Source organism: Pelagibius marinus, from assembly GCF_014925385.1.
GTDB lineage: Bacteria > Pseudomonadota > Alphaproteobacteria > Kiloniellales > Kiloniellaceae > Pelagibius > Pelagibius marinus.
On record NZ_JACSDK010000009.1, the window covers coordinates 218,497 to 243,699 of the forward strand.

At 68.8% G+C, this 25,203-nt stretch carries 20 protein-coding genes; 5 read left to right on the top strand and 15 right to left on the bottom strand.

What is annotated here, in order from left to right:
• Window positions 1–2: 2 nt before the first annotated feature.
• A complete protein-coding gene (locus tag H7X47_RS10985) occupies window positions 3–1,592 on the bottom strand; it encodes an ABC transporter substrate-binding protein (RefSeq protein WP_193368716.1) in 1,590 nt (529 codons plus the stop codon).
• 413 nt (window positions 1,593–2,005) lie between these two features.
• Window positions 2,006–2,926, bottom strand: coding sequence for a LysR substrate-binding domain-containing protein (locus H7X47_RS10990; RefSeq protein WP_193368717.1), 921 nt, complete (start codon window positions 2,924–2,926; stop codon window positions 2,006–2,008).
• Between the two features lie 234 nt (window positions 2,927–3,160).
• Between H7X47_RS10990 and betC the strand changes: the two genes are divergently transcribed.
• Window positions 3,161–4,672, top strand: coding sequence for a choline-sulfatase (gene betC / locus H7X47_RS10995; protein ID WP_193368718.1), 1,512 nt, complete (start codon window positions 3,161–3,163; stop codon window positions 4,670–4,672).
• A 6-nt stretch (window positions 4,673–4,678) separates the two neighbouring features.
• Here the strand turns inward: betC and H7X47_RS11000 are convergent, their stop codons facing one another.
• The 10 genes from H7X47_RS11000 to H7X47_RS11045 all read right to left on the bottom strand — a co-directional run bounded on the left by H7X47_RS11000 (window position 4,679) and on the right by H7X47_RS11045 (window position 16,323).
• The gene (locus H7X47_RS11000; protein ID WP_193368719.1) at window positions 4,679–5,806 is read right to left on the bottom strand and encodes a zinc-dependent alcohol dehydrogenase family protein; all 1,128 of its coding nucleotides are present in this window, start codon (window positions 5,804–5,806) and stop codon (window positions 4,679–4,681) included.
• A gap of 124 nt (window positions 5,807–5,930) precedes the next feature.
• Window positions 5,931–6,371 (bottom strand): MaoC family dehydratase, encoded by a 441-nt coding sequence (locus tag H7X47_RS11005; RefSeq protein WP_227010377.1) that lies wholly within the window; start codon window positions 6,369–6,371, stop codon window positions 5,931–5,933.
• A 71-nt stretch (window positions 6,372–6,442) separates the two neighbouring features.
• Window positions 6,443–7,879: a hypothetical protein gene (locus tag H7X47_RS11010; protein WP_193368720.1), complete on the bottom strand. Its 1,437-nt coding sequence runs from the start codon at window positions 7,877–7,879 to the stop codon at window positions 6,443–6,445.
• An 89-nt stretch (window positions 7,880–7,968) separates the two neighbouring features.
• Complete coding sequence (locus H7X47_RS11015; protein WP_193368721.1) at window positions 7,969–8,736, bottom strand: aldolase/citrate lyase family protein; 768 nt, start codon at window positions 8,734–8,736, stop codon at window positions 7,969–7,971.
• Between the two features lie 53 nt (window positions 8,737–8,789).
• The gene (locus tag H7X47_RS11020; RefSeq protein ID WP_193368722.1) at window positions 8,790–10,352 is read right to left on the bottom strand and encodes a UxaA family hydrolase; all 1,563 of its coding nucleotides are present in this window, start codon (window positions 10,350–10,352) and stop codon (window positions 8,790–8,792) included.
• Window positions 10,353–10,356: 4 nt separating this feature from the next.
• Window positions 10,357–11,076: a ribonuclease activity regulator RraA gene (locus tag H7X47_RS11025; protein WP_322096469.1), complete on the bottom strand. Its 720-nt coding sequence runs from the start codon at window positions 11,074–11,076 to the stop codon at window positions 10,357–10,359.
• Window positions 11,077–11,108: 32 nt separating this feature from the next.
• Window positions 11,109–12,842: an L-arabinonate dehydratase gene (gene araD / locus H7X47_RS11030; RefSeq protein WP_193368723.1), complete on the bottom strand. Its 1,734-nt coding sequence runs from the start codon at window positions 12,840–12,842 to the stop codon at window positions 11,109–11,111.
• Window positions 12,843–12,898: 56 nt separating this feature from the next.
• Window positions 12,899–13,021 carry a dihydroxy-acid dehydratase gene (locus H7X47_RS26100; RefSeq protein WP_193368724.1) on the bottom strand — a complete coding sequence of 41 codons (123 nt, stop codon included), beginning with the start codon at window positions 13,019–13,021 and terminating at the stop codon, window positions 12,899–12,901.
• Window positions 13,022–13,038: 17 nt separating this feature from the next.
• Entirely contained in the window at window positions 13,039–15,117 is a 2,079-nt protein-coding gene (locus tag H7X47_RS11040; RefSeq protein ID WP_193368725.1) for a TRAP transporter large permease subunit, read from the bottom strand.
• 156 nt (window positions 15,118–15,273) lie between these two features.
• Window positions 15,274–16,323 (bottom strand): TRAP transporter substrate-binding protein, encoded by a 1,050-nt coding sequence (locus H7X47_RS11045; RefSeq protein ID WP_193368726.1) that lies wholly within the window; start codon window positions 16,321–16,323, stop codon window positions 15,274–15,276.
• Window positions 16,324–16,499: 176 nt separating this feature from the next.
• Between H7X47_RS11045 and H7X47_RS11050 the strand changes: the two genes are divergently transcribed.
• Entirely contained in the window at window positions 16,500–17,231 is a 732-nt protein-coding gene (locus H7X47_RS11050) for a GntR family transcriptional regulator (RefSeq protein WP_227010378.1), read from the top strand.
• A gap of 9 nt (window positions 17,232–17,240) precedes the next feature.
• Here the strand turns inward: H7X47_RS11050 and H7X47_RS11055 are convergent, their stop codons facing one another.
• Complete coding sequence (locus H7X47_RS11055; RefSeq protein ID WP_322096470.1) at window positions 17,241–18,029, bottom strand: IclR family transcriptional regulator domain-containing protein; 789 nt, start codon at window positions 18,027–18,029, stop codon at window positions 17,241–17,243.
• A gap of 149 nt (window positions 18,030–18,178) precedes the next feature.
• On the opposite strand from H7X47_RS11055, the gene H7X47_RS11060 reads away from it, so the two are divergent.
• Genes H7X47_RS11060 through pcaF form a run of 3 tightly spaced genes read left to right on the top strand, consistent with a single transcriptional unit; the run spans window position 18,179 to window position 21,025 of the window.
• Window positions 18,179–19,036, top strand: coding sequence for a CoA transferase subunit A (locus H7X47_RS11060; RefSeq protein ID WP_193368727.1), 858 nt, complete (start codon window positions 18,179–18,181; stop codon window positions 19,034–19,036).
• Window positions 19,033–19,809: a CoA-transferase subunit beta gene (locus tag H7X47_RS11065; protein WP_193368728.1), complete on the top strand. Its 777-nt coding sequence runs from the start codon at window positions 19,033–19,035 to the stop codon at window positions 19,807–19,809. The genes H7X47_RS11060 and H7X47_RS11065 overlap by 4 nt, the downstream gene beginning before the upstream one ends.
• Window positions 19,810–19,819: 10 nt before the next feature.
• A complete protein-coding gene (gene pcaF, locus H7X47_RS11070) occupies window positions 19,820–21,025 on the top strand; it encodes a 3-oxoadipyl-CoA thiolase (protein ID WP_193368729.1) in 1,206 nt (401 codons plus the stop codon).
• Between the two features lie 16 nt (window positions 21,026–21,041).
• On the opposite strand, the gene cysG is transcribed toward pcaF, so the two are convergent.
• On the bottom strand, window positions 21,042–22,520 hold the full coding sequence (gene cysG, locus H7X47_RS11075) for a siroheme synthase CysG (RefSeq protein WP_193368730.1): 1,479 nt from the start codon (window positions 22,518–22,520) through the stop codon (window positions 21,042–21,044).
• Window positions 22,495–25,197: a nitrate reductase gene (locus tag H7X47_RS11080; protein WP_193368731.1), complete on the bottom strand. Its 2,703-nt coding sequence runs from the start codon at window positions 25,195–25,197 to the stop codon at window positions 22,495–22,497. The genes cysG and H7X47_RS11080 overlap by 26 nt, the downstream gene beginning before the upstream one ends.
• Between the last annotated feature and the right edge of the window lie 6 nt (window positions 25,198–25,203).

The window sequence follows — 25,203 nt, forward strand, 5'->3', positions numbered from 1 at the left end:
GGTTACGACGTCAGCCAGAGGCGCGTGGCGGCGTAGCCGTTCGACATGTCGTTGCCGATGTCGTGAACATAGCCATCGACCTTGTTGGTCGTGGCGTTGATGAAGTCGTTGAACATCGGCAGGATCAGGCCGCCTTCGTCACGCACCATGATAGCCATTTCGCGGTACATGTCCTTGCGCTTGGCCTGGTCCAGCTCGGCGCGCGCCTCGATCAGCAGCTTGTCGAAGTCGGGCCGGAAGAACTTGGTGTCGTTCCAGTCCGCCTTCGAATAGTAGGCCGTGGTGTACATCTGGTCCTGGGTCGGCCGGCCGCCCCAGTAAGAGGTGCAGAAGGGTTGCGCGTTCCACACGTTGGACCAGTAGCCGTCGCCCGGCTCGCGCTTGATCTCGATCTCGATGCCGGCCTTCTTGCACGACTCCTGGTACAGCACGGCGGCGTCCACCGCGCCCGGGAAGGCGACTTCCGAGGTGCGCAGCAGGACCGAGCCGTCGTGGCCGGACTTCTTGAAATGGAAGGCCGCCTTGTCGGGATCGTAGCCGCGCTGCTCGATGTCCTCGGGGAACAGCGCGTAGGTCTCGTTGATCGGGAAGTCGTTGCCGACCTTGCCGAAGCCACGCAGGATCTTCTCCACCAGGGTCTCGCGGTCCATGGCGTACTTCAGGGCCAGACGCAGGTCGTTGTTCGCGAAGGGCTCCTTGTCGCAGTGCATGATGAACACGTAGTGGCCGCGGCCGGAGGTGTTCTGGATCTTCACATGCGGCGCCCGCTTCAGCAGGTCGACGGTCTTGGGATCGACACGGTTGATGAAGTGAACCTGGTTGGAGGAAAGCGCCGCGGTGCGGGCCGTGGCGTCGTTGATCACCAGCATCTCGACGCTTTCCGCGAAGCCGCGGTCGTCACGCCAGTCGTTGGTGTTGCGCTCGAAGGTGGCGCGCACGCCCGGCTCGAAGCTGGCCACCTTGTAGGGGCCGGTGCCGATGCCGGCATTGGGCTCGTCGACGCCGCCACCGGGCTGGATGACTAGGTGGTAATCCGAGAGCAGCAGCGGCAGGTCGGCGTTGCCGTCTTCCAGGCTGACCACCAGGCTGCCGCCGTCGGCCTTGATCGAGCTCACCGTCTTCATGATGCCCAGCGCGCCGGACTGCGACTGCTCGTCGCTGTGGCGATTGAGGGTCGCCAGCACGTCGTCGATGGTCATTTCCTTGCCGTTGTGGAACTGCACGCCCTTGCGGATCTTGAAGGTCCAGACCTTGGCGTCGGGCGAGGCCTCCCAGGACTCCGCCAGCGACGGCAGCGCTTCACCGGTGGTGGGGTGGGTTTCGATCAGCGTGTCGCCGTAGTTGCGCCCCACCATGAAGCAGAACTGCGAAGTGAACTTCGCCGGATCCAGCACGTCGGTGCTGGCGCCGCCTTCCAGGCCGCATTTCAGGTGGCCGCCGCGCTGCGGGCCCGCCGCCTTCACGCTGGAGGACAGCAGACTGGCCGCCAGGGGCGCCGTCAAGCCGACGGCCGCGGCGCGGCCCATGAACTCGCGCCGGCTGAGCCGGCCCAACGCCGCCTCGCGGCCGAGAAATTTGAGATAGTCGTTCATTGTTATTGCCTCTCTGTTCCCTGCTAATGGTTATTCGTTTGCCGGATGGTTCTCCGGCGGCTCGAGTCAGACCGCGTCCCTCCCTGTGCTTCGGGTGACGGCGGTCGAAATTCGAAGAACTGCGCCGGCGCGGCTGTGGGCGCCGGGCGCCGCAGCCCGTGCAGGCTGCGCGAAAGCGGGGCCCGCGGGAGGCGGAAACGCTGCCGCGGAGACATTCGATTGTTGCTCCACCAAACCCTGTGTGCCCAGGATCGCCTCCTGGTCCGCCGCGGACTTCTTGTGCCGCGTTCTCTTGCTTGCAACCATCATGGCATGCAAAGCGGCCGGGAATGAACCCCGATAGCGGCCAGATATTGCGCAAAGCCGACAAGGCCTGGCGGCCGCGGCGCGGGAAGCTCTGGTGCCCGGCGTGCTCATGCCGCGCGATCCTCCGTGGTGCTCAGCCAGTCCACCACCAGTTCAGCTTCGGGGGACAGCTTGCCGCGGCGCCGCAGCAGCCAGTAGCCGCGCTCGCTGCTCAAGGTGCAGTCGCAGGCCTGGACCACGGCGCCCGTCGCCAGCAGGTCGTCCACCAGGCCGTACCAGCCCAGCGCCACACCCTGCTCGGCCAGCACCGCCTGCATGACCAGGGTATAGGTGTTGAAACCCAGGGAACTGGCCCGGGGGTGGCCGGCGACGCCGGCCTGGCGGAGCCAGCTCTCCCAAGTGAACCAGCGCCAGCCGCTCTCAGGCGTGCCGTCCAGGTGGATCAGCGGCACGTCGAGCAGCTGCTCCACCCGGGTGAACGGCCCGCAGCGCTTCAGGAAGCCCGGCGCACAGACCGGCACCACCCGCTCCGGGATCAGCAGATCGCGGCTGCCGCCGAAATCCTCGGCGAAGTCGTCGCGGTCGCCGAACAGCACCGCGAGGTCGATGTCGTCAGCGATCTCCGGCGCCAGCGACTGGGCGGCGACGATGTGGATGTCGACCCCGGAATTGGCGCGGCGGAAGTCGGCGACCCGCGGCATCAGGCGGAAGGCGGCGAAGGCGAAGTCGGTGGCCAGGCGCACCGTCGGCGTGCGCGCGCGCCGGCAGATCGACTGCACCGCCTCGTCGATGCGCTCCAGCCCCTGGCGCACCGCCAGCTGCAGCGCCTCACCCTCGGGCGTCAGCTCCAGGCCGCGCGGACGGCGGCGGAACAGCGGCACGCCGAGCAGTTCTTCCATCTGCTTGATGCGGTAGGACAGCGCCGGTTGCGTCGTGCCCAGCGCCGCCGCGGCGCGCGACAGGTTGCCGTGGCGGGCGACGACGTCGAAGGGGCGCAGGCTGCCCATATCGAGTGGATTCTGTGACATAAATGCTCTTTATATCAACTATCAGCATGCCGCCCCTTTACACTAGTTCAAAACTCCCCTTAGAGTCTCGCAGAAAACGGCCACTGGCGCGATTTGGACAGTGCGCCAGACGGCAGCTGATATAAATATGATGACTATCTTGCGGATTCCCGGCAGGCTCCGCCGCCCGTCTGGGGCCGCCCCTGGCCGCCTCTGCGCTGACCGGCGACACACAACGACGAAGGACCTCAGCTCATGACCCGGCGGCCCAACTTCCTGATTTTGATGGTCGACCAGATGACGGGGACGCTCTGCCCCGACGGCCCTGCCGGCTTCCTGAAGACCCCGCATCTGGCGTCCCTGGCCGAAGGGGCGCTGCGCTTTTCCAACTGCTACACGCCCAGCCCGCTGTGCCTGCCCTCGCGCGCCTCCTTCATGAGCGGCATGCTGCCCTCGCGCAGCGGCGTCTACGACAACGCCGCCGAGGTGTCGGCCGCCCTGCCGACCTTCGCGCACTACCTGCGCCGGGCCGGCTACCGCACGGTGCTGAGCGGCAAGATGCATTTCGTCGGCCCGGACCAGCTGCACGGCTTCGAGGAGCGGCTGACCACCGACATCTATCCCGCCGACTTCGGCTGGACACCCGACTACCGCAAGCCCGGCGAGCGCATCGACTGGTGGTACCACAATCTCGGCGTGGTCAGCGGCGCCGGCGTCGCCGAGATCAGCAACCAGCTCGAGTTCGACGACGAGGTGGCCTTCCATGCCGAGGCCGAGCTCTACCGCCTGGCGCGCGGCGCCGAGGCGCAGCCCTGGTGCCTCACCGTCAGCTTCACCCACCCGCACGATCCCTACGTGGCGCGCCAGGAGTACTGGGATCTCTATGACGACTGCCCGGCGCTGCTGCCGGAGGTGGCGGCGATCCCCTACGAGGCGCAGGACCCGCACAGCCAACGCCTGATGGAGGCCGTCGACTTCCGCAGCTACGACATCACCGAAGCGCAGGTCCGCCGCGCGCGCCGCGCCTACTTCGCCAACATCTCCTACCTGGATGAGAAGATCGGCCGCCTGCTCGCCATCCTGCGGCGCTGCCGCCTGGAGGAAGACACCGTGGTGATCTTCTGCAGCGACCACGGCGACATGCTGGGCGAGCGCGGCCTATGGTTCAAGATGAGCTTCTTCGAGGACTCGGCCCGCATACCGATGATGATGAGGGGGCCCGGTCTCGGCGAGGGCCGCGTCGCGACGCCGGTCTCAACGCTCGACCTGCTGCCCACCCTGACCGAGCTGGCGGGCATTGCCCTGGAAAACGACGCCGGCGCGCTGGACGGCGAGTCGATGCTGCCCCTGGCCGCGGGCAATCCGCGGCGCGCGCCGGTGCTGATGGAATACGCGGGCGAAGGCTCCTGCGCGCCGCTGGTTTCGATCCGCGACGCGCGCTTCAAGTTCAATCACTGCGAGCTGGACCCGCCGCAGCTCTTCGACCTGGAATCCGATCCGCAGGAGCTGACCAACCTGGCCGAGGATCCGGCCCAGGCCGGACGGGTCGAAGCCTCTATGGCTGCGGTGCGCGAGCGCTGGGACCTGGCGCGCTTCGACGCCGAGGTGCGGCAGAGCCAGGCGCGGCGCTGGCTGGTCTACGACGCGCTGCGCCAGGGCCGCTTCCTTCCCTGGGACCACCAGCCGGAACTCCCGGCCGCCGAGCGCTACATGCGCAACCACATGGACCTGAACGTCGTCGAGGAAAAGGCGCGTTTCCCGCGCTGATCAGAATTAGGCGAAGCCGACGATCTGGCGGATCGCCGCGCCGCTGGCCAGGCGGTCCATGCCCTCGTTGATCTCGTCCAGCTTCAGATGGTGAGTAACCAGGCGGTCGACCGGCAGGCGGCCGCGCCCGTAGAGCGCCAGCAGCCGGGGCAGGTCGCGCGAGGGCACGGAGCTGCCGATGTAGCTGCCACGCAGGGTCTTCTCCTCGGCCACCAGGCTGATCGCGGGAATGGAGAGCATCGCCGAAGGATGCGGCAGCCCCGCCGTCACCGCCGTGCCGCCGCGCCGGACGATGGCGTAGGCCAGTTCCAGAGCCTTGGCCGAGCCGGCCATCTCGGCGGCCACGTCGACCCCGCCGGAGGTCGCCTCCTTCACCTTGGCCACCACCTCGGGATCATCGGCGCGGAAGGCGTCGGTGGCCCCCAGCTTCATGGCGAAGTCCAGCTTGTCCTGCTGCATGTCAACGGCGACGATCTGCTCGGCGCCGGAGGCGACGGCCGCCAGCAGCGCGGCCAGGCCGACGCCGCCCAGACCGACCACGGCGGCGCGCTGGCCCGGCTTCACCGCGGCGGTGTTGATCACCGCGCCGGCCCCGGTCAGCACCGCGCAGCCGAAGACCGCGGCGATGTCCAGCGGGATCTCGCGGTCGATCTTCACCAGCGAGCGGCGCGAGACCGTGGTGTACTCGGCAAAGGCCGAAACACCGACGTGGTGATTGATCGGCTGTCCCTTCTTGGAGAAGGGGCGCTCGCCCGACAGCAGCTCGCCGGCGGTGTTGTGCAGCGCGCCGGGCTCGCAGAGCGCCGGGCGGCCCTCGCAGCAGGGTCCGCAGTGGCCGCAGCTCGGCACGAAGACGAAGATCACGTGGTCGCCGGCCTCCAGGTCGTCGACGTCGGCGCCGGTCTCGACCACCACGCCCGCGGCCTCGTGGCCCAGCACCATGGGCGTCGGGCGCGGCCGGTCGCCGTTGATGACCGAGAGGTCCGAGTGGCAGATGCCGGCAGCCTCGATCTTCACCAGCACCTCGCCCTTGCCGGGCCCCTCCAGATCGACTTCCTGGACGACCAGGGGCTTGCTGTCGCCGTAGGGCGCCGAGGCCTCCGTGTTCTCCAATACCGCTGCGCGTACCTTCACCTTGGCTGTCCTCTTCCCTGGGTTGTTCCGTCAGCCGCCGGGTTGGCTCCCGGCCGGCGCCGCACAGCCTACAGGAAGATTTCCGCCCGCGCAGCGCGGCAGTTGCCGACGCCCGGGCCCCGCCTTATCCCTCTTCGCGCCGTGGGACCTTCACCACGGCCTCGCCTTCCAGGACCCTGGTCTCGCCCACCCTGCACTCGCAGCGCAGTTCGGCGCGCTGGCGCTCGGCGTTCAGTTTCGTGACCTCGACGATAGCGTCCACCGTGTCGCCGATCTTCACCGGGGCAAGGAAGCGCAGGGTCTGCGAGATGTAGATGGCGCCGGGTCCGGGCAGGCGCGTGCCGATCACCGCCGAGATCAGGCCGGCCGTGTAGAGGCCATGGGCGATGCGGCCCTTGAAAGGCGTCCGCGCGGCGAAGTGCTCGGAGAGGTGGATCGGGTTGCGGTCGCCGGTGATCTCGGCGAAACCGACCACGTCCGAGGAACTCACGGTTTTCGAATAGACCTCGCTCATCCCGACGCTCAGGTCTTCGAAGTAGAGAGTCTGAAAGGGCAGAATGGTCATGTCGGGCTCCAGATTGACACTTTAGGTTCGCCGCCGACAGCGGAGCAAGCCCTGGCGGCGGCGCGACGGTTTCAGCGCCCGCCGGTCAGCAGGGCGAAGACCGGGACCAGGGCGGCGGCGGCCAGCAGGGTGAAGACCAGGTTCCAGCCCCAGGTGAGATCGCGCGAGGAGATGCCGCTGACCCGGTCGATCAGCAGCACCACCGTGGCGAAGGGCGAGAAGGTCATGGACAGCGCCCAGCCGCAGGAGATCGAAAGCGCGATCAGGGTCGGGTCGGCCGGCAGCACCGGCAGGCCGCCGATCAGGCTGCCGAAGAAGACCGCCATCATGATGGGGCTGAGCGCCAGCAGGCTGAGCAGCGCGATGACCGCGGGCAGCAACGCCAGGAAGACAAAGTCGGGCATGGCGTCGAGCCCCAGGAACCGGGCCCAGGCCTGCGCCGGGATCAGCGCCGCCGCCACCCGCCCGACGAAGCCCGAGCAGGCCAGGGTGACGGCGACCGGCGCGGCCCCGGCCAGGTTGGTGAAGGCGATGACGTCGAGCCGCCGGGCGGTGGCGGCCAGGGCACCGTGCGGCGCGCCAAGGTTCTGCACCAGCAGCCAGCCGACCAGCATCACCGGGCAGGAGACCATCAGGCCGAAGACCACGGTCTCGCCGGAAAGCCACATGACCAGCGCGCTCATGCCGAACAGCCAGGCGCAGGCGAGCCCGAAGCGCAGGAAGGCGGCGCGCGGCAGGGTCGGCACCTGGCGGCGGGTCTGTGGTTTGTAGGCGCGGAAGGTGATCTGGTCCTCCAGGGCGCCCAGCACCAGCAGGCCGAGGAAGATGCAGGCGCCGATGAGAATCCAGAGTTGCCGGTCGGTGCCGGGGATCAGTTCCATCAGCGCCAGGGGGGCAATGGCCGTCGGCGACCAGATCACGCACCAGGCGAAGCCGCGCAGCATGGCACTGAGCTGGCGGCGCTCGCGGATGGGATTCAGGGCGTCGCCCGGCGTCGCGCTTTGGATGCCGCGCTGGATCAGCGGCACCAGGAAGCTCACCACGCCGACGTTGAAGAGCACCGCCATGACCGCGCTGCCGGCATTGAGGGCGTAATAGCGCCGCCCCGGCGGCTGCTTGGTCAGATAGTCGCCGCAGCGCGCCACCGAGGGAGAGGTGGAGGCCGCCTCGTGCAGCAGGTTCAAGAGCAGCAGGAAGGCCATGAGGAAGCTCGCCTGGTCGAGCCCCGACAGCAGCACCGCCACAGGCTCGGGATGCAGCCAGGCGGCCATCAGCGCCAGCACGGCGCAGAGCGAGAGCAGGTATATCTCCCGCAGGCCGTAATCGCGCACCGCGGCGATGGCGCAGGCGAAGACCGCGGCGTTCGCGCCCAGCTGGATCAGCCCGCTGCCGCTCAGCCGCGCGGCCAGATCCAGCGCCATGACCGCCAGCAGGCAAACCGCGACGGCCAGGCGGCCGCGGGCGGATTGCGCCGGCGCCCCCGCGGTGGTGCGCAGAGACTCAGACATATTCTAGTCGCGCAGCCCCTTCGGGATCGAAAGAGAACGAACGATCGGGAATCGCCGCGCGGCAGCCGCCGCCGGCAACGAATCCTAGACTATCTCGTCTTGAACTCGCCCGCCAGCCGGTCGACGCCGCGCATCAGGATCGCAAGGTCGGCGCCGACGGCGGTGAAGAGGGAGCCGAGATCCATGCAGCGCCGCGCGAAGTCGATGTCGTAGGTAAGGACACCCGCCGGCTTGCCGGCCGCGGCCACCCGGGAAATGGCACCCTCCACCGCCGCCACCACCTCCGGGTGGAACAGCTCGCCGGGGTGGCCCAGGCTGGCCGAGAGGTCGCCCGGTCCGATGAAGATGCCGTCCACGCCGTCGACCGCGGCGATGGCCTCGATGGCGTCGAGGGACTGCACGGTCTCGACCTGGACCAGCAGGCAGATTTCCTCCGCCGCCTTCTGCGCATACCCCTGTACCCGGCCGAAGCGGCTGGCCCGGGTCAGCCCGGCGACGCCGCGGATGCCGTCGGGCGGGTAGCGCACGGCGGCCACCGCCGCCTCGGCCTCTGCCACCGTCTGCACATAGGGCACCAGCAGGCTCTGGGCGCCGCTGTCCAGCATCCGCTTGATCAACACCGGATCGTTGGAGGCCGGGCGCACCACCGTCGAGACGTCATAGGCCGCCGCCGCCTGCAGCTGGGGCAGCACCGTCAGCGGATCGGCGGGCGAATGCTCGGTGTCGAGCAGCAGCCAGTCGAAGCCGGCCCCTGCCAAGGCTTCCGTCACGAAGCTGCCGGGCAGCATGCACCACAGGCCGACCTGCTGCCTGCCGGAGAGGATCGCGCGCTTGAAGGCATTTTCGGGAAGGTTCATCGTTTCCTCGATTCAAGTGCAGTCATCGGTTCGACCGATGCCAAATCAGCATTTCACGCCACCACGCCGATGGGCCAGGGAACGAACTCGTCCTCGCCGACACCCAGCGCCTCGCTCTTGGACTTCTCGCCGGAGGCGACCTCCAGCATCTTACGGAAAATATCCTCGCCCATCTCGTCCAGGCTCTTGTCACCGTCGATCACGGCGCCGCAGTTGACGTCCATGTCGCCGGTCATGCGCTGGTACATCGGCGTGTTGGTCGCCAGCTTGATGGTCGGCGCCGGAAAGGAGCCGAAGCAGGAGCCGCGCCCGGTGGTGAAGCAGATCAGGTTGGCGCCGCCGGCGATCTGGCCGGTGGCCGAGACCGGGTCGTAGCCCGGCGTGTCCATGATGACCAGGCCGTGCTCGGTCACCGGCTCGGCGTAGCGGTAGACCTCGTTGATGCCGGTCGAGCCACCCTTCTTGGAGCCGCCCAGCGCTTTCTCGATGATGTTGGCGAGCCCGCCGGCGTTGTTGCCGGGCGAGACGCGGCCGTTGATCTGGGTGTCGCGGCCCTTGTTGTACTCCAGCCACCACTGGATCCGCTCGACGAACTTGCGGCCGACCTCCGGCGTCTTCGCCCTTGCCGTCAGGGTGTGCTCGATGCCGTAGAGCTCCGAGGTTTCGGAGAGGATCGCCGTGCCGCCGTGGCGCACCAGGATGTCGACCGCCCTGCCCAGGGCCGGATTGGCCGACAAGCCCGAGAAGCCGTCGGACCCGCCGCACTGCAGGCCGACCTTGATGTGCTCGGCCGAACAGGGCTCGCGGGCGACCCGGTTGGCTTCGGCCAGCATGTCGCGGACCAGGGCCTTGCCTTCCTCAATGGCCGCCGCCGTGCCGCCGGCCTGCTGCATCGTGACGGTCTTCAGCATCTTGCCGGTCGCGAGACTCTGTTCCTCGAAGAAGCGGCCGAGGTTGTTGCGCTCGCAGCCCAGCGAGCAGACCACCGCGCCGGCCAGGTTGGGATGACGGATATAGCCGGAGAGCGTGCGGCGCAGCAGGTCCATGGGCTCGCCGGTCATCTCCATGCCGCAGCCCTGCTCGTGAACGAAAGGCACCACGCCGTCGACGTTGGGGAAATCGGCCAGGCGCTCCGCGTCGAAGTAGTTGGCGATGCGCCGGGCCACCGTGGCCGAGCAGTTCACGGTGATGAAGACGCCGATGTAGTTGCGCGTGCCGATGCGCCCGTCGGCGCGGCGGATGCCCTGGAAGGTGGCGCGCTCTTCCGGCGGCAGCAGCTCCGTCGGCCGGTAGTCCTGGCTGAAGCGGTAGTCCTTCTGGAAGTCGTCCATCAGCACGTTGTGGCTGTGCATCCAGGACCCGGGCGCAATGTCCTCGCCGGCGAAGCCGATGATGGTGTTGTACTTCAGGACAGCCTCGCCCTTGGCGATCGGCCGGGTGGCGATCTTGTGGCCCAGCGGCACGTCGTGCAGCGTGGTCACGCCCTCGCCGGCGATGATCTCGCCCTTGGCGATCTCCACGCGGGCGACCACCACGTTGTCGGCGGCATCGAGCCGGATGACCGGCGATCTCTCGGCGGGCGATCGAACGGCCGGCGACGGGTCAGCGACAACCATGGGCTCAGCGACCTCTTTCCTTGCGCCAGGCGGCGAACTTTTCCAGGTTCTCCTGCTTGGTCGCCGGGTAGAGGCCGATGATGGTCTCGCCGGCCTTCACCCGCTCGGAGACGAAATCCTCGTAGGCGGTCATCTCGTGGGCTTCCGCCGCCACCTCGTCGGCCAGGTGGGCCGGGATGACGATGACGCTGTCGTCGTCGCCGACGACGATGTCGCCCGGAAAGACCGGCACGTCGCCGCAGCCGATGGGCACGTTGAGGTCCAGGGCCTCATGACGGGTCAGGTTGGTCGGCGAGGAGGGCCGGTTGTGGTAGGCCGGGATATCCAGCTCGGCGATCTTCATGGCGTCGCGGAAGCCGCCGTCGCTCACGATGCCGGCGACGCCGCGCAGCTGCAGGCGGGTCACCAGGATGTCGCCGGCCGAGGCGGCGCGCGGGTCCTTGCGGCTGTCGATCACCATCACGGCGCCCGGCGGGCACTCCTCCACGCCCTTGCGCTGCGGATGCTCGGGATCGCGGAACACGTCGATGGCGTTGCGGTCCTCGCGCGCCGGGATGTAGCGCAGCGTATAGGCCGGGCCGACCATGTTGCGGCCTTTCGCCTTCAGCGGGCGCACGTCCTGGATCGTCTGGTTGCGGAAGCCGCGCTTGAACAGCGCCGTCGCCAGGGTGGCGACGGAGACCTGCAGCAGCTTGTCGCGGGTTTCCGGCTTCAACTCGGTCATCGTCAGGGTATCCATCTCAGGTAGGCTTGGGCTCAGTTGATCTCCGGCTCGCCGACCGGCGGGCCGAACTCGGTTCGCAGGAAGTCGAAGTCGCAACCCTCGTTGGCCTGCTGGATGTGCTTGGCGAACATCCAGCCGTAGCCGCGACCGTAGCGCGGTTCCGGCGCGGTCCACGCGGCGCGGCGGCGGGCCAGCTCTTCATCGCTGACACGCATGTTCAGGCTGCGGCGCGGGATGTCGACCTCGACGATGTCACCGTTTTGCAACAGGGCCAGCGGGCCGCCGACGTAGGCCTCCGGCGCGACGTGCAGGACGCAGGCCCCGTAGGAGGTGCCGGACATGCGCGCGTCCGAGAGCCGCAGCATGTCGCGGTAGCCCTTCTTCAGCAGCGATTTCGGCATGGGGATCATGCCCCACTCCGGCATGCCGGGGCCGCCTTGCGGCCCGGCGTTACGCAGCACCAGCACGGTGTCCGGGTCCAGGTCCAGGTCCTCGTCGTCGATGATCTTCTTCAGCTCGGCATAGCTGTCGGCGACCAGCGCCGGGCCGGCGTGCTGGTAGAACTTGGGATCACAGGCGGCCGGCTTGATGACCGCGCCGTCGGGGGCCAGGTTGCCGCGCAGCACCGCCAGCGAGCCTTCGTGGTAGACCGGCCTGTCGAGCGGGCGGATGACGTCGTCGTTGTAGACCTCGGCGCCTTGCAGCTCCTCGCCCAGGGTGCGGCCGCTGACCGTCAGGACGCCGGTGTCGAGCCGGTCGCCCAGCGTCTTCATCAGCCCGCGCAGGCCGCCGGCATAGAAGAAGTCCTCCATCAGGTAGTCCTGGCCCGCCGGGCGCACGTTGGCGATGACCGGCGTGGTATGGCCGATGCGGTCCAGGTCGTCCAGCTCCAGCGCCACCCCGGCGCGGCGCGCCATGGCGATAAGATGGATGATGGCGTTGGTCGAGCAGCCCATGGCCATGGCCACGGTGACGGCGTTCTTCACCGCGGCCTCGGTCACCACCTGGTCGGGCGTCAGGCCGGCCCAGGCCATCTCGACGACGCGCCGTCCGGCGGCCGCGCACATGCGCTGGTGGTTGGCGTCGGCGGCGGGGATCGAGCTGGCGCCGGACAGCGTCAGGCCCAGGGCCTCGGCGATGGCGGTCATGGTCGAGGCCGTGCCCATGGTCATGCAGTGGCCGTAGGAGCGCGCGATGCCGCCCTCGACGCCGGCCCACTCCTCCTTGGAGATGTTGCCGGCGCGGCGTTCGTCCCAGTACTTGAAGCCGTCGGTTCCCGAGCCCAGCACCCGGCCCTTGTAGTTGCCGCGCAGCATCGGCCCGGCGGTCACGTAGACGAAGGGAATGCCCATGGAGAGCGCGCCCATCACCAGGCCCGGCGTGGTCTTGTCGCAGCCGCCCATGAGGATGGCGCCGTCGACAGGGTGGGAGCGCAGCAGCTCCTCGGTCTCCATCGCCAGCATGTTGCGGTAGAGCATTGTCGTCGGCTTGACGAAGTTCTCCGACAGCGACAGCGCCGGCAGCTCCATGGGAAAGCCGCCTGCCTGGAAGACGCCGCGTTTGATGTCCGCGACCCGGTGCTTGAAGTGCATGTGGCAGGGCTGGGCATCGGACCAGGTGTTGATGATCGCGATGACCGGCTTGCCTTCCCAGTCCTCCGGCGCGTAGCCCATCTGCATGGTGCGCGAGCGGTGGCCGAAGGAGCGGAAGTCGTCCGGCGCCATCCAGCGCGCGCTGCGCAGCTCTTCGTATGTCTTTCTCTTCACGGTCACGCCAGGAGTCCTGCGATTGGGGCGATTGGGGTCAAGCGAAGCCCCCAGCTTCAGGCAAAGCCACGAGCCAGGGCGAACATTATCGAGATCAGCACCACGGCCAGGATCACGCCGCAGATCCAGGGCCAGAAACCGTAGGCGTTCAGGTCCGCCTTGCTGTCGCGTCCGATCATCCCGTTCTCCTTTCCGCTCAGCCGCCCAGGGCCGTGGGCAGCCACAGCGCGATCTGCGGAAACATCATCACCAGGATCAGGCCGATCACCTGCAGCACGATGAAGGGCAGCACCGAGACGAAGATTTCCTGCAGGCTGACGTCCTTGGGCGCCACCGACTTCAGCCAGAAGCAGGCCGGACCGAAGGGCGGCGAGAGGAAGTAGATCTGGATGTTCATCACGAAGAGGATGCCGAACCAGATCTTGGCCTGGTCCTCGCTGAGACCCAGCTCCGGCGCCAGGGTCATCACCACCGGGGCGAAGACCGGCACGGTGATGAAGACGATGGCGATCCATTCCATGAAGGTGCCGAGAATCACCAGGATCGCCATCATCATGAGCACCACGCCCATGGCCGGCAGGCCGAGGTCGAGGAACAGCGAGCGCATGAAGTCGCCGCCGCCCACCAGGTTGAAGATACCGACGAAGGAGACCGCGCCGAGGATCAGCCAGATAATGGTGCCCACGGTGGTCATGGAGCCCAGCAGCGCCGCCTGCAGCACCGGCCACTTCATCTGGTGGCGCACTGCGGCGACGCCGATGGCGCCGATGCAGCCCACCGCCGCGGCTTCGGTCACCGAGGCGATGCCGCCGTAGATCGAGCCCATGACCGCGGCGATGAGGGTGATGCAGAGCAGCACCGCGTTCATGCGTGCGCGGGAGAGCTTGTTGCTGCGCCCGGTCATGGCCTCCACCTCCTTGGCGGTGGGGGCGAGCTTGGGATTGATGTGCACGCGCGCCAGCACGTAGAGGGCGTAGAAGACCGCCAGCATGACGCCCGGCACGGCGCCGGCCATGAAGAGGTCGCCGATGCCGACCTCGGCCGAAAGTCCGTAGACGATCATGATGATCGACGGCGGGATCAGCGTGGCCAGCGCGCCGGAGGCGCAGATCAGGCCGATGGTCAGCTTGCGGTCGTAGCCCAGGCGGAACATCTGCGGCAGGGCCACCAGCCCCAGCATGACGATCTCGCCGCCCATGACGCCGGACATGGCCGCCAGGATCACCGCCACCACCACGGTCTGCACCGCGACGCCGCCGCGCAGGTTGCCGGCGAAGATCGACATGGCGTCGAAGAGGTCCTCGGCGATGCCCGCGCGCTCCAGGATCGAGGCCATGAGCACGAAGAAGGGAATGGCGACCAGGGTGTAGTGGTCCAGCAGGCCCGCGGCGTTGGTCGAGACCAGGTAGAGCCCGCGCGGCCCGAAGAAGGCCACCGCCATGAGCACCGAGACGATGAGGGTGACGATGCCCAGCGGCATGCCGGTCATCATCAGCGCGACCAGCAGCACCACCATGATCAGCGATACGGTGCCCAGGTCGTAGGCCCGCATGTCGACGGCCTGGCGCGGATCCAGCGCCTCGCCGATGCCGGCAAAGAAGCCCTGCACGGTCGTGAAGATGCTGTCGTCGCCGCTGTAGTGCGCCACCAGGGCGACCAGGAAGTAGAAGACCATGAGGCCGCCGACCGCCTTCACGACGCCGCGCCAGGCCACGGCCTCGAAATGCCGGTGCAGGTTGACGGTCAACTGGGCCAGGTAGAGGAAGCCGCCGACCATCAGCAGCACCTTCAGGACCATCGGCATGGGCGAGTTGAAGGCGCTGCCGGTGCGCTCCACGTGGTCGATGGCGGTGTAGGCCCTGATCGCCGCGTCGGTGAGCAGCAGGAAGAGCGCCAGGACGCCGACCGCCATGGCGAAGAGGTCGAGCCACCAGCGCACCCGCGGCGAGGCCATGACGTGGAAGACGGTGATGCCGATATGGCGCTGCTTCAACGTCACGTAGCCCGAGGAGATCATCCAGGAGGCGGCGCAGAGCACCATGACAACCTCGAAGGCCCATTGTGTGGGGGCATTGAAGACGTAGCGCGCCACCACTTCCCAGAGGGTCGCCCCGGCCGCCACCAGGTAGAGCACGGAAATGGCGACGCCGGAGAAGTGACTGATGTGGTCGACGAGGCTGTAGCGCTCGAAAGGCAGGCTTTCTTCCTCGTGCAGAGGATCGTCGGCCGCGATTTCGATGTCGGTCTTGTCGAGCGCTTCGGTCGTGTCGGTCATCTGGAGGGCGCCCCCTGGCGTGCCTTAAGCGTCCGGCTCGCGGCACGGCACGTGAACGGTGAGCCTAGTGGCGGCGAGGTCAGGCGGCCATAGGTAAAGTCGGAAAGAAAGGGAGGCGCGCCCCGCCCCCCAGGGGCAGGACGCAACCTCAAGCCATCAGAAGTCGGCGCTGAGCAGGCCGATCTTCTTCATGAAGGCGATGTGCGAGGCGTAGACCTCCTGCGCCATCTCGGAAGAGCCGGCATAGTCCTTCCAGGCGCCGACCGCGATCTCGCGGAACTTGTCGCGCTCGGCCTGCGGCCAGTCGATGACCGTCAGGTCGCCGGCCGCCTTGTCACGGGCCACCAGCTTGCGGTCCTCCATGTCGACGATGCGGCGCATGTCGTTGTAGGCCGCCAGGTACCAGGTCTCCAGCGCCACCTGCTCGGCCAGGGTCATCTTGTCCCAGGCACTCTGCGAGACGGTGAACTGCAGGATCGGGGTGGAGTGGATGCCCGGGAAGATCGGGAACTTGGCGATCTTGTGCAGGCCGTTGGCGTCGTTGTTGGCGTAGGCCGAGTTGTCGGCGGCGTCGATCACACCCTTTTCCAGCGCGGTGTAGACCTCGGAGCCCGGCAGGGAGACCGGCGAGGCGCCGGCGCGCTTGAAGACCTCGGAGGCGAGGCCTTCCGGCGAGCGCACCTTCACGCCCGCGAAGTCGGCGACGCTGTTGATCGGCACCTTGGAGACGAAGGCCTCGCGGGCATAGGCGCCGCAGCCGACCACGTGCACGCCCGGCTGGAACTTGTCGTACAGCTTTTGCAGCATTTCCTTGCCGCCGCCGTCGGCGCAGTAGGTCTGGATCTGGTCGGCGCTGTCATAGCCGGCGATGAGGTCGCCCATCAGCGCGAAGGCCGGGTCGCGGCCGGCGAAGTAGTTGATCGAGGTGAGGTCGCCGTCGAGGATGCCCATGGAGACCGCTTCCGGCGTCTCGCGGTGCGGCACCACGGCCTTGATCGGCAGCAGCTCGATCTCCAGGGAACCGCCGGTCATTTCCTTGAGCTTCGGCACCCATTTGTCGTTGAGGAAGGCCAGCGTGAAGTGACTGGCCGTCGAAGAGGTCTGGACCTTCAGGGTCTTCGCCTCGGCGGCAGCGCCCAGGCCAATGCCCAGCACCGTCGCCAGCGCCAGGGCTTTCGAGAACACACCCAGCTTGTTGAATTCCATAGTTCCCTCCCCTTGGGGGTTCGTTGATTGGCGGCCGCCGGGGCGACAGCGATTGCTTACAGGATCAAACTAATATATTAGTTGACTAGTTGAATCAATGCAGAATCCGCGCTATCTAGATTCCACGCACGATCAAGGGCCTAGGGCCTAATCCGGGAGGCGAGCAGAGTTCATCCATGGCCATGCCGACGCCAGAAGACCGCCTTGCCCCGGCCGGGATATTCCTGTCGAACCGGGCGGACTCGGTCCCCGCGGCCCAGCGCGTCTACGACGCGCTGCGCGAGCGCATCGTCAGCATGGAGCTGCCGCCCGGCGCCACGCTGTCCCGGGTAGACCTGGCCAAGCAGTTCGATGTCAGCCTGACCCCGATCCGCGAGGCCATGCAGCGCCTGGAGCAGGACGGGCTGATCCGCATCATCCCGCAGTCCAAGACGGAAGTGACCAGGATCGATGTCGCCCAGCTCTACGAGGCGCACTTCCTGCGCGTCTCGGTGGAGGCCGAGGTGGCGCGGCGCCTGGCCGAGGCGCCGGACCCGGCGGTGCTGAAAAAGGCGCGCGCCATCCTCACCATGCAGGACACCCTGGTCGACAACCTGGATGAGATCGACCTCTTCAACCAGCTCGACGAGGCCTTTCACCAGACGCTTTTCGCCGGCGTCGGTCAGCTGAACCTCCACGCCATGCTGAAGGCCAAGGCCGGGCACCTGACGCGGGTGCGCCGCCTGGACCTGCCCGCCGAGGGCAAGATCCGCCGGATCATGAAGGGTCACTGGGCGGTGCTGGAGGCGATCGAGTCGGGCGACCCGCAGGCGGCGCACGAGGCCATGCGAGACCACCTGGCCGGCACGGTCAAACGCATCCCGGAGCTGCAGCAGGAATATCCCGGCTACTTCAAGCCGGCCGAGTAGCCTGCGCCCTCACACCCGCGTATCGAGCAGCGGGCGCAGGCGCTCGCGGCAGGCCAGGAGCTGCGGCAGGTAGCGCTCGATCATCTGCGGCAGGGCGCTGCGCACCGAGTTGGCGCCGATGTTCATGGCAGCCACCACCCGGCCTTCGCTGTCGATGAGCGGTACCGAGAGCGAGCAGAGCCCCAGTTCCAGTTCCTGGTCGATGCCGGCGTAGCCCTGTTCGGCGACCCGGGCCAGGATCTCCATGATCGCCCCGACATCGGTCACCGTGTGCGGCGTGTGGGCGCGGCGCTCGGAACGCTCCAGGATCGCGCGCGCCTCGGCCGGCGGCAGCGCCGCCAGCAGCACCCGCCCCATGGAGGAGCAGTAGGCCGGCAGCCGGCTGCCCGGCGTCAGGTTGATGGCCATGACCCGCTTCTGCGAGGCGCGGGCCACGTAGATGACCTCCGTCGCATCCAGCAGAGAGACCGAGGCGCTCTCCCCCGTCGCCTGGGAGAGGTCTTCGAGGAAGGGCTGCACCGTGGCCGGCAGGGAGGCCGAACGGTAGTAGGCGTGGCCCAGGCGCAGGGTGCGCGGGGCGAGGCGGAAGTACTTGCCGTCGTAGTCGGCATAGCCCAGGGCGTTGAGGGTCAGGAGGCAGCGCCGCGCCGTCGCCCGGTCCAGCCCCGTGCGCTCGGCCGCGTCGGACACCGAAAGCCCGGTCGCGCCTTCCTGGAAGGCCTCGATCACAGCCAGGCCCTTGGCCAGGCCCTGCATCACATCGGTCGGCCGCCGCTCCGCCAGCCAGCTCTTCTCCACGCCCTTTCAACTCCTCGCTCTCACGGCCCTGGGGGTCCCGGGAAGGCGCATTATGTGCGTTAATTGAACAAATATCAATAATCGCACAAACGATCTTGAGGGCGGCCCGGCAATCTGGGATTTGTAGGAAAACGTGAGGAGGAGATGACGTGGCCGTCTTTCAATCGCTTCCCCAGGCGATCAGCGAGAACCTCCATGCCGGCGACAGCGTGGCCTTCGAGGGCTTCACCCACCTGATCCCCCATGCCGCCGCCCACGAGGTGATCCGACAGGGCATCGGCGGGCTGACGCTGATCCGCATGACCCCCGATGTGATCTACGACCAGCTGATCGGCATGGGCCTCGTCAAAAAGCTGATCTTCTCCTACGCCGGCAACCCGGGCGTCGGCCTGCTGCGCCGCCTGCGCGACGCGGTGGAGAACGACTGGCCGCAGCCGCTGGAGCTCGAGGAGCATTCCCACGCCGCCATGGCCAACGCCTACGAGGCCGGGGCCGCCGGCCTGCCGCTGGCGGTCTTCCGCGGCTACAAGGGCGCCGACCTGGCCAAGGTGAACCCCAACATCAAGTCGGTCACCTGCCCCTTCAGCGGCGAGGTCCTGGCCGCCGTGCCCTCGCTAAGGCCCGACGTCGCAGTGATCCACGCCCAGAAGGCCAGCAAGCGCGGCGACGTGCTGATCGAGGGCATCGTCGGCGTGCAGAAGGAAGCGGTCCTCGCCGCCGGGCGCGCCATCGTCACCGTGGAAGAGGTGGTCGAGGACTTCGCGGAGGTGCATCCCAACGCCTGCGTGCTGCCGCACTGGACCGTCACCGCCATCGCCCAGGTGCCGGGCGGGGCGCATCCTTCCTATGCCCACGGCTACTACGAGCGCGACAACCAGAGCTACCTGGCCTGGGACGAGATCGCCGCCGACCGCGAGCGCTTCCAGGCCTGGATGCAGGACAACGTGATCGCCGCCACGCCGGAAGACTTCGCCGCGCGCGTCGCCAAGGTGAGGGCCGCGAAATGACCGAGCAATCCTTCACTCCTGACGAGATGATGACCATTGCCGCGGCGCGGGCGCTGGGCAACGACGACGTCTGCTTCGTCGGCATCGGCGCGCCCTCGGCCGCCTGCAACGTGGCGCGCCTCACCCACGCGCCGGACATCACCCTGATCTACGAAAGCGGCACCATCGGCACCGCGCCGGACGTGCTGCCGCTGTCCATCGGCGACGGCATCCTCTGCGACACCGCGGTCACCACCGTCTCGGTGCCGGAGATGTTCCGCTACTGGCTGCAGGGCGGGCGCATCACCATCGGCTTCCTGGGCGCCGCGCAGCTCGACCGCTTCGGCAACATCAACACCACGGTGATCGGCGACTACGCCAAGCCGAAGACGCGCCTGCCCGGCGGCGGCGGCGCGCCGGAGATCGCGTCTTCCTGCGGCAAGATCTTCATCACCATGAAGCAGTCCAGGCGCGGCATGGTCGAGAAGATCGACTTCGTCACCTCCTTCGGCCACGGCGCGGGCGGCAAGGCGCGCGAGAAGCTGGGCCTCACCACCAAGGGGCCGACGCTGCTGATCACCGACCTCGCGGTGTGGAAGACCGACCCGGAGAGCGGCGAGTTCGTCGTCGCCTCCCTGCATCCCGGCGTGACCCGCGAACAGGTACAGGAGACTTGCGGCTGGCCGGCGCGCTTCAACGAGAGCGTCGAGGAGACGCCGCCGCCGAGCGACCTGGAACTCACGACCCTGCACGACCTCAAGGCGCGCACCGCCGCCGCCCACGGCAAGAACTGAGGAACCGGCCATGACCGACGCCTTCATCTGCGCTTATGTTCGCACCCCCATCGGCCGCTTCGGCGGGTCGCTCTCCGCCGTGCGCGCCGACGATCTGGGCGCCGTTCCCCTGAAGGCGCTGATGGAGCGCTGTTCTTCGGTCGACTGGGCTGCCGTGGACGACGTGATCTTCGGCTGCGCCAACCAGGCCGGCGAGGACAACCGCAACGTCGCGCGCATGTCCGCGCTGCTGGCCGGCCTGCTGGAGACGGTGACCGGCAGCACCATCAACCGGCTCTGCGGCTCGGGCATGGACGCCGTCGCCACGGCGGCGCGGGCGATCAAGGCCGGCGAGGCCGAGCTGGTGATCGCCGGCGGCGTCGAGTCCATGAGCCGCGCGCCCTTCGTCCTGCCCAAGGCGAGCCAAGCCTTCTCGCGCAACGCGGAGATCTACGACACCACCATCGGCTGGCGCTTCGTCAATCCGCTGATGAAGAAAGCCCACGGCGTCGACTCCATGCCGGAGACCGGCGAGAACGTCGCCGCCGATTACAGCGTTTCCCGCGAGGACCAGGACGCCTTCGCCCTGCGCTCCCAGCAGAAGGCGGCAGCGGCCATCGCCACCGGGCGTCTGGCCAAGGAAATCGTCGCCGTCACCATCCCCAACCGCAAGGGCCCGCCGACGGTGGTCGAGACCGACGAGCATCCGCGCGAGACCACCTTGGAGAAGCTGGCCGCGCTCGGCACGCCCTTCCGCGAGAACGGCACGGTCACCGCCGGCAACGCCTCGGGCGTCAACGACGGCGCGGCGGCGCTCATTGTCGCCTCGGAGGCCGCCGCGAAGACGCACGGCCTGACGCCCATCGCCCGCGTGCTGGGGGCCGCCACGGCGGGCGTGCCGCCGCGCATCATGGGCATGGGCCCGGCCCCGGCAACGCAGAAGCTCTGCGCCCGCCTCGGCCTTTCGCCGTCCGACTTCGACGTCATCGAGTTGAACGAGGCCTTCGCCAGCCAGGGCCTGGCGGTGCTGCGCGAACTGGGCATCGCCGACGACGACGCCCGGGTGAACCCCAACGGCGGCGCCATCGCGCTGGGTCATCCCCTCGGCATGTCGGGTGCGCGCCTCACCGGCACGGCGGCGCTGGAACTCACTGAAAAGAGCGGCGCCAAGCGGGCGCTGGCCACCATGTGCATCGGCGTCGGCCAGGGCATCGCCATCGCCCTGGAGCGGGTCTAATAGAAAGAGCGCGCGTCTAAGCCGAGCGTGCCTGCAGGACCGGCGCAGCCCGGGTCCCCGCCTTCACCGCCGCGAAGACAGAGCCCACGCCGATCAGCACCGGGTGCTCGTGGGCGATCTCGCCGCGCGCGGCCAGCTCGCTGAGCGTCAGGGTCTCAACCTCTTCCTCCGGGCGCGACACCGCCGTCAGGATGACCACCGGTGTCTCGGCGGCAAGGCCTTCCGCCATCAGGCGCGCGGCGGCCTCGGCGCCGGTGCGCGCGCCCATGTAGAACATCACGGTCGAGCGCGGATCGGCGAGGCGGGCCCAATTCACGTCCTTGGGCAGGCCGCCCTTGCGGCTGTGCGCGGTGACCAGCTGCAGCGACTGGGCGCAGTCGCGGTGGGTCAGCGAGACGCCGAGGCGCGCGGCGGCGCCGAGGGCAGCGGTGATGCCCGGCACCACCTCGACCGGGATGCCGGCGGCTTCCAGCTCGGCGATCTCCTCCCCGGCGCGCCCGAAGATCATCGGGTCGCCCGCTTTCAGGCGCACCACCCGCTTGCCCTGCTTTGCCAGCTTCACCATGAGGGCGTTGATCTCCTCCTGCCTGCAGGAAGCACGGCCGCCGCGCTTGCCGACCAGCAGGCGCCGGGCCTCGCGGCGCGCCAGGTCCAGCACTTCATCCGAGACCAGGTCATCGAAGAGGATGACGTCGGCGGACTGCAGCGCGCGCACGGCGTTGAGCGTCAGCAGCCCCGCATCGCCGGGCCCGGCGCCGACCAGGGTGACGCCCGGCAGCCCCTGCCCTTCCGCGCCGTGATGACCGGCCAGCACCCGCAGGCGCGCCTCCAGGTCGCCCAGCGGCGCTTCGGTAAAGGACAGCTCGGCAAAGGCGCGCCAGAAGGCGCGGCGACGCTCCGGCGAGGGCAGCAGGCTCTTCAGGCCGGCGCGGAAGCCCTGGGCGGCGGCGGCCCAGGCGGCGAGGCCGGCCGGCAGCAGCGTCTCGACGCGCCGCCGGATCGCCTGGCCCAGCACCGGCGCGGCGCCGTCGGTGGAGATGCCGATCACCACCGGCGAGCGGTTGACGATGGCGCCGAACTGAATGCTGCAGTGGGCCGGCTTGTCGATGACGTTGTGGGGCACGCCCGCCCGGCGTGCCGCGGCGGCGAAGCAAGCGGCCTCTGCCTCCGTTTCCACATCGGCGACCGCCATCGCCGTGCCGGCCAGGTCGTCGTCGCGCCAGGCACGGCGGTGGATCGTGACCTTGCCGGGCAGGTTCTCCGCCACGGCCCGCAGTTCCGCTGAGAGGTCTGCCGCGAAGACGGTGACGCCCGCTCCCGCGGCGGCCAGGAGCTCAACCTTCCAGGCCGCCGCGGCCGAGCCGCCGACCACCACGGCCGTCCGGTCCCGCAGGGAGACAAAGACCGGCAGCTTGGCCAGCGGCTCGATACGCCCCGGGAGTTCGGCGGGGCGACGATCGGGCGTGCGCTCACTCAGCGGCTTCAACGGTGACATGATCGATCAGTCCTTGGATTTCGGCGCGGCAGGAGCCGCAGTTGCTGCCGGCGGAGGTGGCCGCGGAGACGCAGTCCACCGAGGTCAGCTTCTGCGCGCCCACGGCGGCGAGGATCTGGTTGCGGCCCACGGCGAAGCAGGAACAGATGATCGGGCCCGGGTCGGCGTCCCCTTCGCAGGCGCGGCCCGCCAGCAGCGCGCGCCGCGCGCCGCACTCCAGGGTGCCGGAGTCGAACTGCTGGCAGACCCAGGCGCGCGAGGCCGCAACCGGCTCGGCGGCGACGTAGAGGACGCCCAGCGGACGGCCCTCGGCATCGAAGGCGGCGAAGCGGTGGCTGCCCTTGTCGCTGTCCCCGTAGGCCAGGAACTCGACCGTTTCTTCCGCGGCGGTCAGGCCGAAGAGCCGGCGCGCGAAGGTCGGCCAGTCCGCGGGAACCTGGCGGCCGCCGAGTTCCAGGCGGAAACCGGCCTGGCTGCGCGCCAACGCCCAGTAGTCGGCGGGGATATCGGCGGGCCTGCGCGCCACCACGGCGAAGCCGTACCAGGCGAGCGGCGCGGCCATTGCCGTGACGCGGGTCATCTTCAGGGCCGGCTGGCCGGAAACCGGGTCGCGGCGCGGCGCCACCAGGGCATCGATCCGCCCGGCGCTGGCGGTCTGGCCGTTCCAGTGCATGGGCGCGAAGAGCTGGCCCGGCTGCTGGCGCTCGGTGATCACCGCCCGCGCCAGATAGCTGCCGCGATGGTTGGTGAGCTCGACGAGGCCCGCCGGCGTCACCCCCAGGCGCGCGGCGTCGGCCGGATGGATTTCCACGTAGGGCTCGGCGACGTGCTGGGCCAGCCGCGGCGAGCGGCCGCTGCGGGTCATGGTGTGCCACTGGTCGCGCACGCGCCCGGTGTTGAGCAGGAAGGGCAGGCCGCCGATTTCCCCGGCCGGCGGCGTCACCGCCACAAAGCGGGCCCGGCGGTCTTCGGTAAAGAAGCCGCCCTCGGCGAAGAAGCGCTTGGGCGCCGCCGCCTCAGTCTCGCCCGCAGCCGCCTCGCCCGCGGTGAAGGGCCACTGGAAGGGCGCCGCCGCCTCGTAGTCGGCGCCGTCCCACTCGAGGCAGCCGGAGAGGTCGAGGTCGCGGGTACCGCCGTTGCCGTCGGCGGTGAGCGCCGCGTACTCGCGGAAGATCTGCCAGGGCGCGGTGTAGGCGAAGGCGTCGCCCCAGCCCAGGGCCGCGGCCACGTCGCAGATGATTTTCCAGTCGGGCCGCGCCTCGCCCGGCGCCGGCAGGAAGGCGCGCTGGCGCGAGATGCGGCGCTCCGAATTGGTGACGGTCCCGTCCTTCTCGCCCCAGGCCGCCGCCGGCAGCAGCACATCGGCCACGTCGCCGGTGTCCGTGCGCTGCTCCACGTCGGAGACCACGACGAAGGGACAGTCACGGATCGCCGCGCGCACCCGGTCGGCCTCGGGCAGGCTGACCGCCGGGTTGGTCGCCATGATCCACAGCGCCTTGATGCGCCCGGCCGCCACCGCCTCGAAGAGGTCGACGGCCTTGAGGCCCTGCTTCTCCGGCATCGCCGGGGCCTGCCAGAAGCCCTGCACCAGCGCCCGGTGGCCCGGATTCTCGATGTCCATATGGGCGGCGAGCTGGTTGGCGAGGCCGCCGACCTCGCGCCCGCCCATGGCGTTGGGCTGGCCGGTCAGCGAGAAGGGGCCGCAGCCCGGCTTGCCGATGCGCCCGGTCAAGAGGTGGCAGTTGAGGATGGCGTTCACCTTGTCGGTGCCGCTCTCAGACTGGTTCACGCCCTGGGAATAGAGGGTCACCACCTTGGGGGTCACGGTGAAGAGGCGGTAGAAATCGAGCAGCTCGGCCAGGCCCAGGCCGGTGAGCCGCGCGGCCTCGCCCAGGCTGGTCTCGCGCGCCGATGCCAGGGCCGCCTCCAATCCGTGGGTGTGCTGCGCGACAAAGTCGTCGTCGCCGCAGCCGTTTTCCTCCAGCCAGCGCAACAGCCCGTTGAAGAGCGCCACGTCGGAGTCGGGCTTGATCGGCAGATGCAGGTCCGCCAGCTCGGCCGAGGCGCTGCGCCGGGGATCGATGAGCACGATGCGCAGCTCCGGGCGCTTCGCCTTGGCCTCGGCGAGGCGCTGGGAGAGCACCGGGTGGCACCAGGCGTAGTTGGAGCCCACCGCCACCACCAGGTCGGCTTCCTCCAGGTCTTCGTAGCAGCCGGGCACGGTGTCGGCGCCGAAGGCGCGGCGGTGTCCCGCGACCGAGGAGGCCATGCAGAGGCGCGAATTGGTGTCGATGTTGGCCGAGCCGATGAAGCCCTTCATCAGCTTGTTGGCGACGTAGTAGTCCTCGGTCAGCAGCTGGCCGGAGACGTAAAAGGCGACGGAGTCGGGCCCGTGCGCGGCGATGGTCCTGGCGAAGCCCTCGGCGACGGTGGCGATGGCGCTGTCCCAGTCCACGCGGCGGCCGTAGACTTGCGGGTGCAGCAAGCGCCCTTCCACCCCCAGGGTCTCGCCCAGGGCCGCCCCCTTGCCGCAGAGCCGCCCGAAGTTCGCCGGGTGATCGGGGTCACCGGAAACCAGCACCTTTCCGTCCCCGGCATCGCTGGCGAGGATGCCGCAGCCGACCCCGCAGTAGGGGCAGGTCGTCCGGGTCTTCTTCAACGCGAGACCGTCGGGCATCGCCTT

Bases quoted from the DNA above. Each gene is read 5' to 3' on its own strand.
- H7X47_RS10985 (WP_193368716.1), bottom strand. From the start codon at position 1,592: ATGAACGACTATCTCAAATTTCTCGGCCGCGAGGCGGCGTTGGGCCGG.
- H7X47_RS10990 (WP_193368717.1), bottom strand. From the start codon at position 2,926: ATGTCACAGAATCCACTCGATATGGGCAGCCTGCGCCCCTTCGACGTC.
- betC (WP_193368718.1), top strand. From the start codon at position 3,161: ATGACCCGGCGGCCCAACTTCCTGATTTTGATGGTCGACCAGATGACG.
- H7X47_RS11005 (WP_227010377.1), bottom strand. From the start codon at position 6,371: ATGACCATTCTGCCCTTTCAGACTCTCTACTTCGAAGACCTGAGCGTC.
- H7X47_RS11010 (WP_193368720.1), bottom strand. From the start codon at position 7,879: ATGTCTGAGTCTCTGCGCACCACCGCGGGGGCGCCGGCGCAATCCGCC.
- H7X47_RS11015 (WP_193368721.1), bottom strand. From the start codon at position 8,736: ATGAACCTTCCCGAAAATGCCTTCAAGCGCGCGATCCTCTCCGGCAGG.
- H7X47_RS11020 (WP_193368722.1), bottom strand. From the start codon at position 10,352: ATGGTTGTCGCTGACCCGTCGCCGGCCGTTCGATCGCCCGCCGAGAGA.
- H7X47_RS11025 (WP_322096469.1), bottom strand. From the start codon at position 11,076: ATGACCGAGTTGAAGCCGGAAACCCGCGACAAGCTGCTGCAGGTCTCC.
- H7X47_RS26100 (WP_193368724.1), bottom strand. From the start codon at position 13,021: ATGATCGGACGCGACAGCAAGGCGGACCTGAACGCCTACGGTTTCTGG.
- H7X47_RS11040 (WP_193368725.1), bottom strand. From the start codon at position 15,117: ATGACCGACACGACCGAAGCGCTCGACAAGACCGACATCGAAATCGCG.
- H7X47_RS11045 (WP_193368726.1), bottom strand. From the start codon at position 16,323: ATGGAATTCAACAAGCTGGGTGTGTTCTCGAAAGCCCTGGCGCTGGCG.
- H7X47_RS11050 (WP_227010378.1), top strand. From the start codon at position 16,500: ATGGCCATGCCGACGCCAGAAGACCGCCTTGCCCCGGCCGGGATATTC.
- H7X47_RS11065 (WP_193368728.1), top strand. From the start codon at position 19,033: ATGACCGAGCAATCCTTCACTCCTGACGAGATGATGACCATTGCCGCG.
- pcaF (WP_193368729.1), top strand. From the start codon at position 19,820: ATGACCGACGCCTTCATCTGCGCTTATGTTCGCACCCCCATCGGCCGC.
- cysG (WP_193368730.1), bottom strand. From the start codon at position 22,520: ATGTCACCGTTGAAGCCGCTGAGTGAGCGCACGCCCGATCGTCGCCCC.
- H7X47_RS11080 (WP_193368731.1), bottom strand. From the start codon at position 25,197: ATGCCCGACGGTCTCGCGTTGAAGAAGACCCGGACGACCTGCCCCTAC.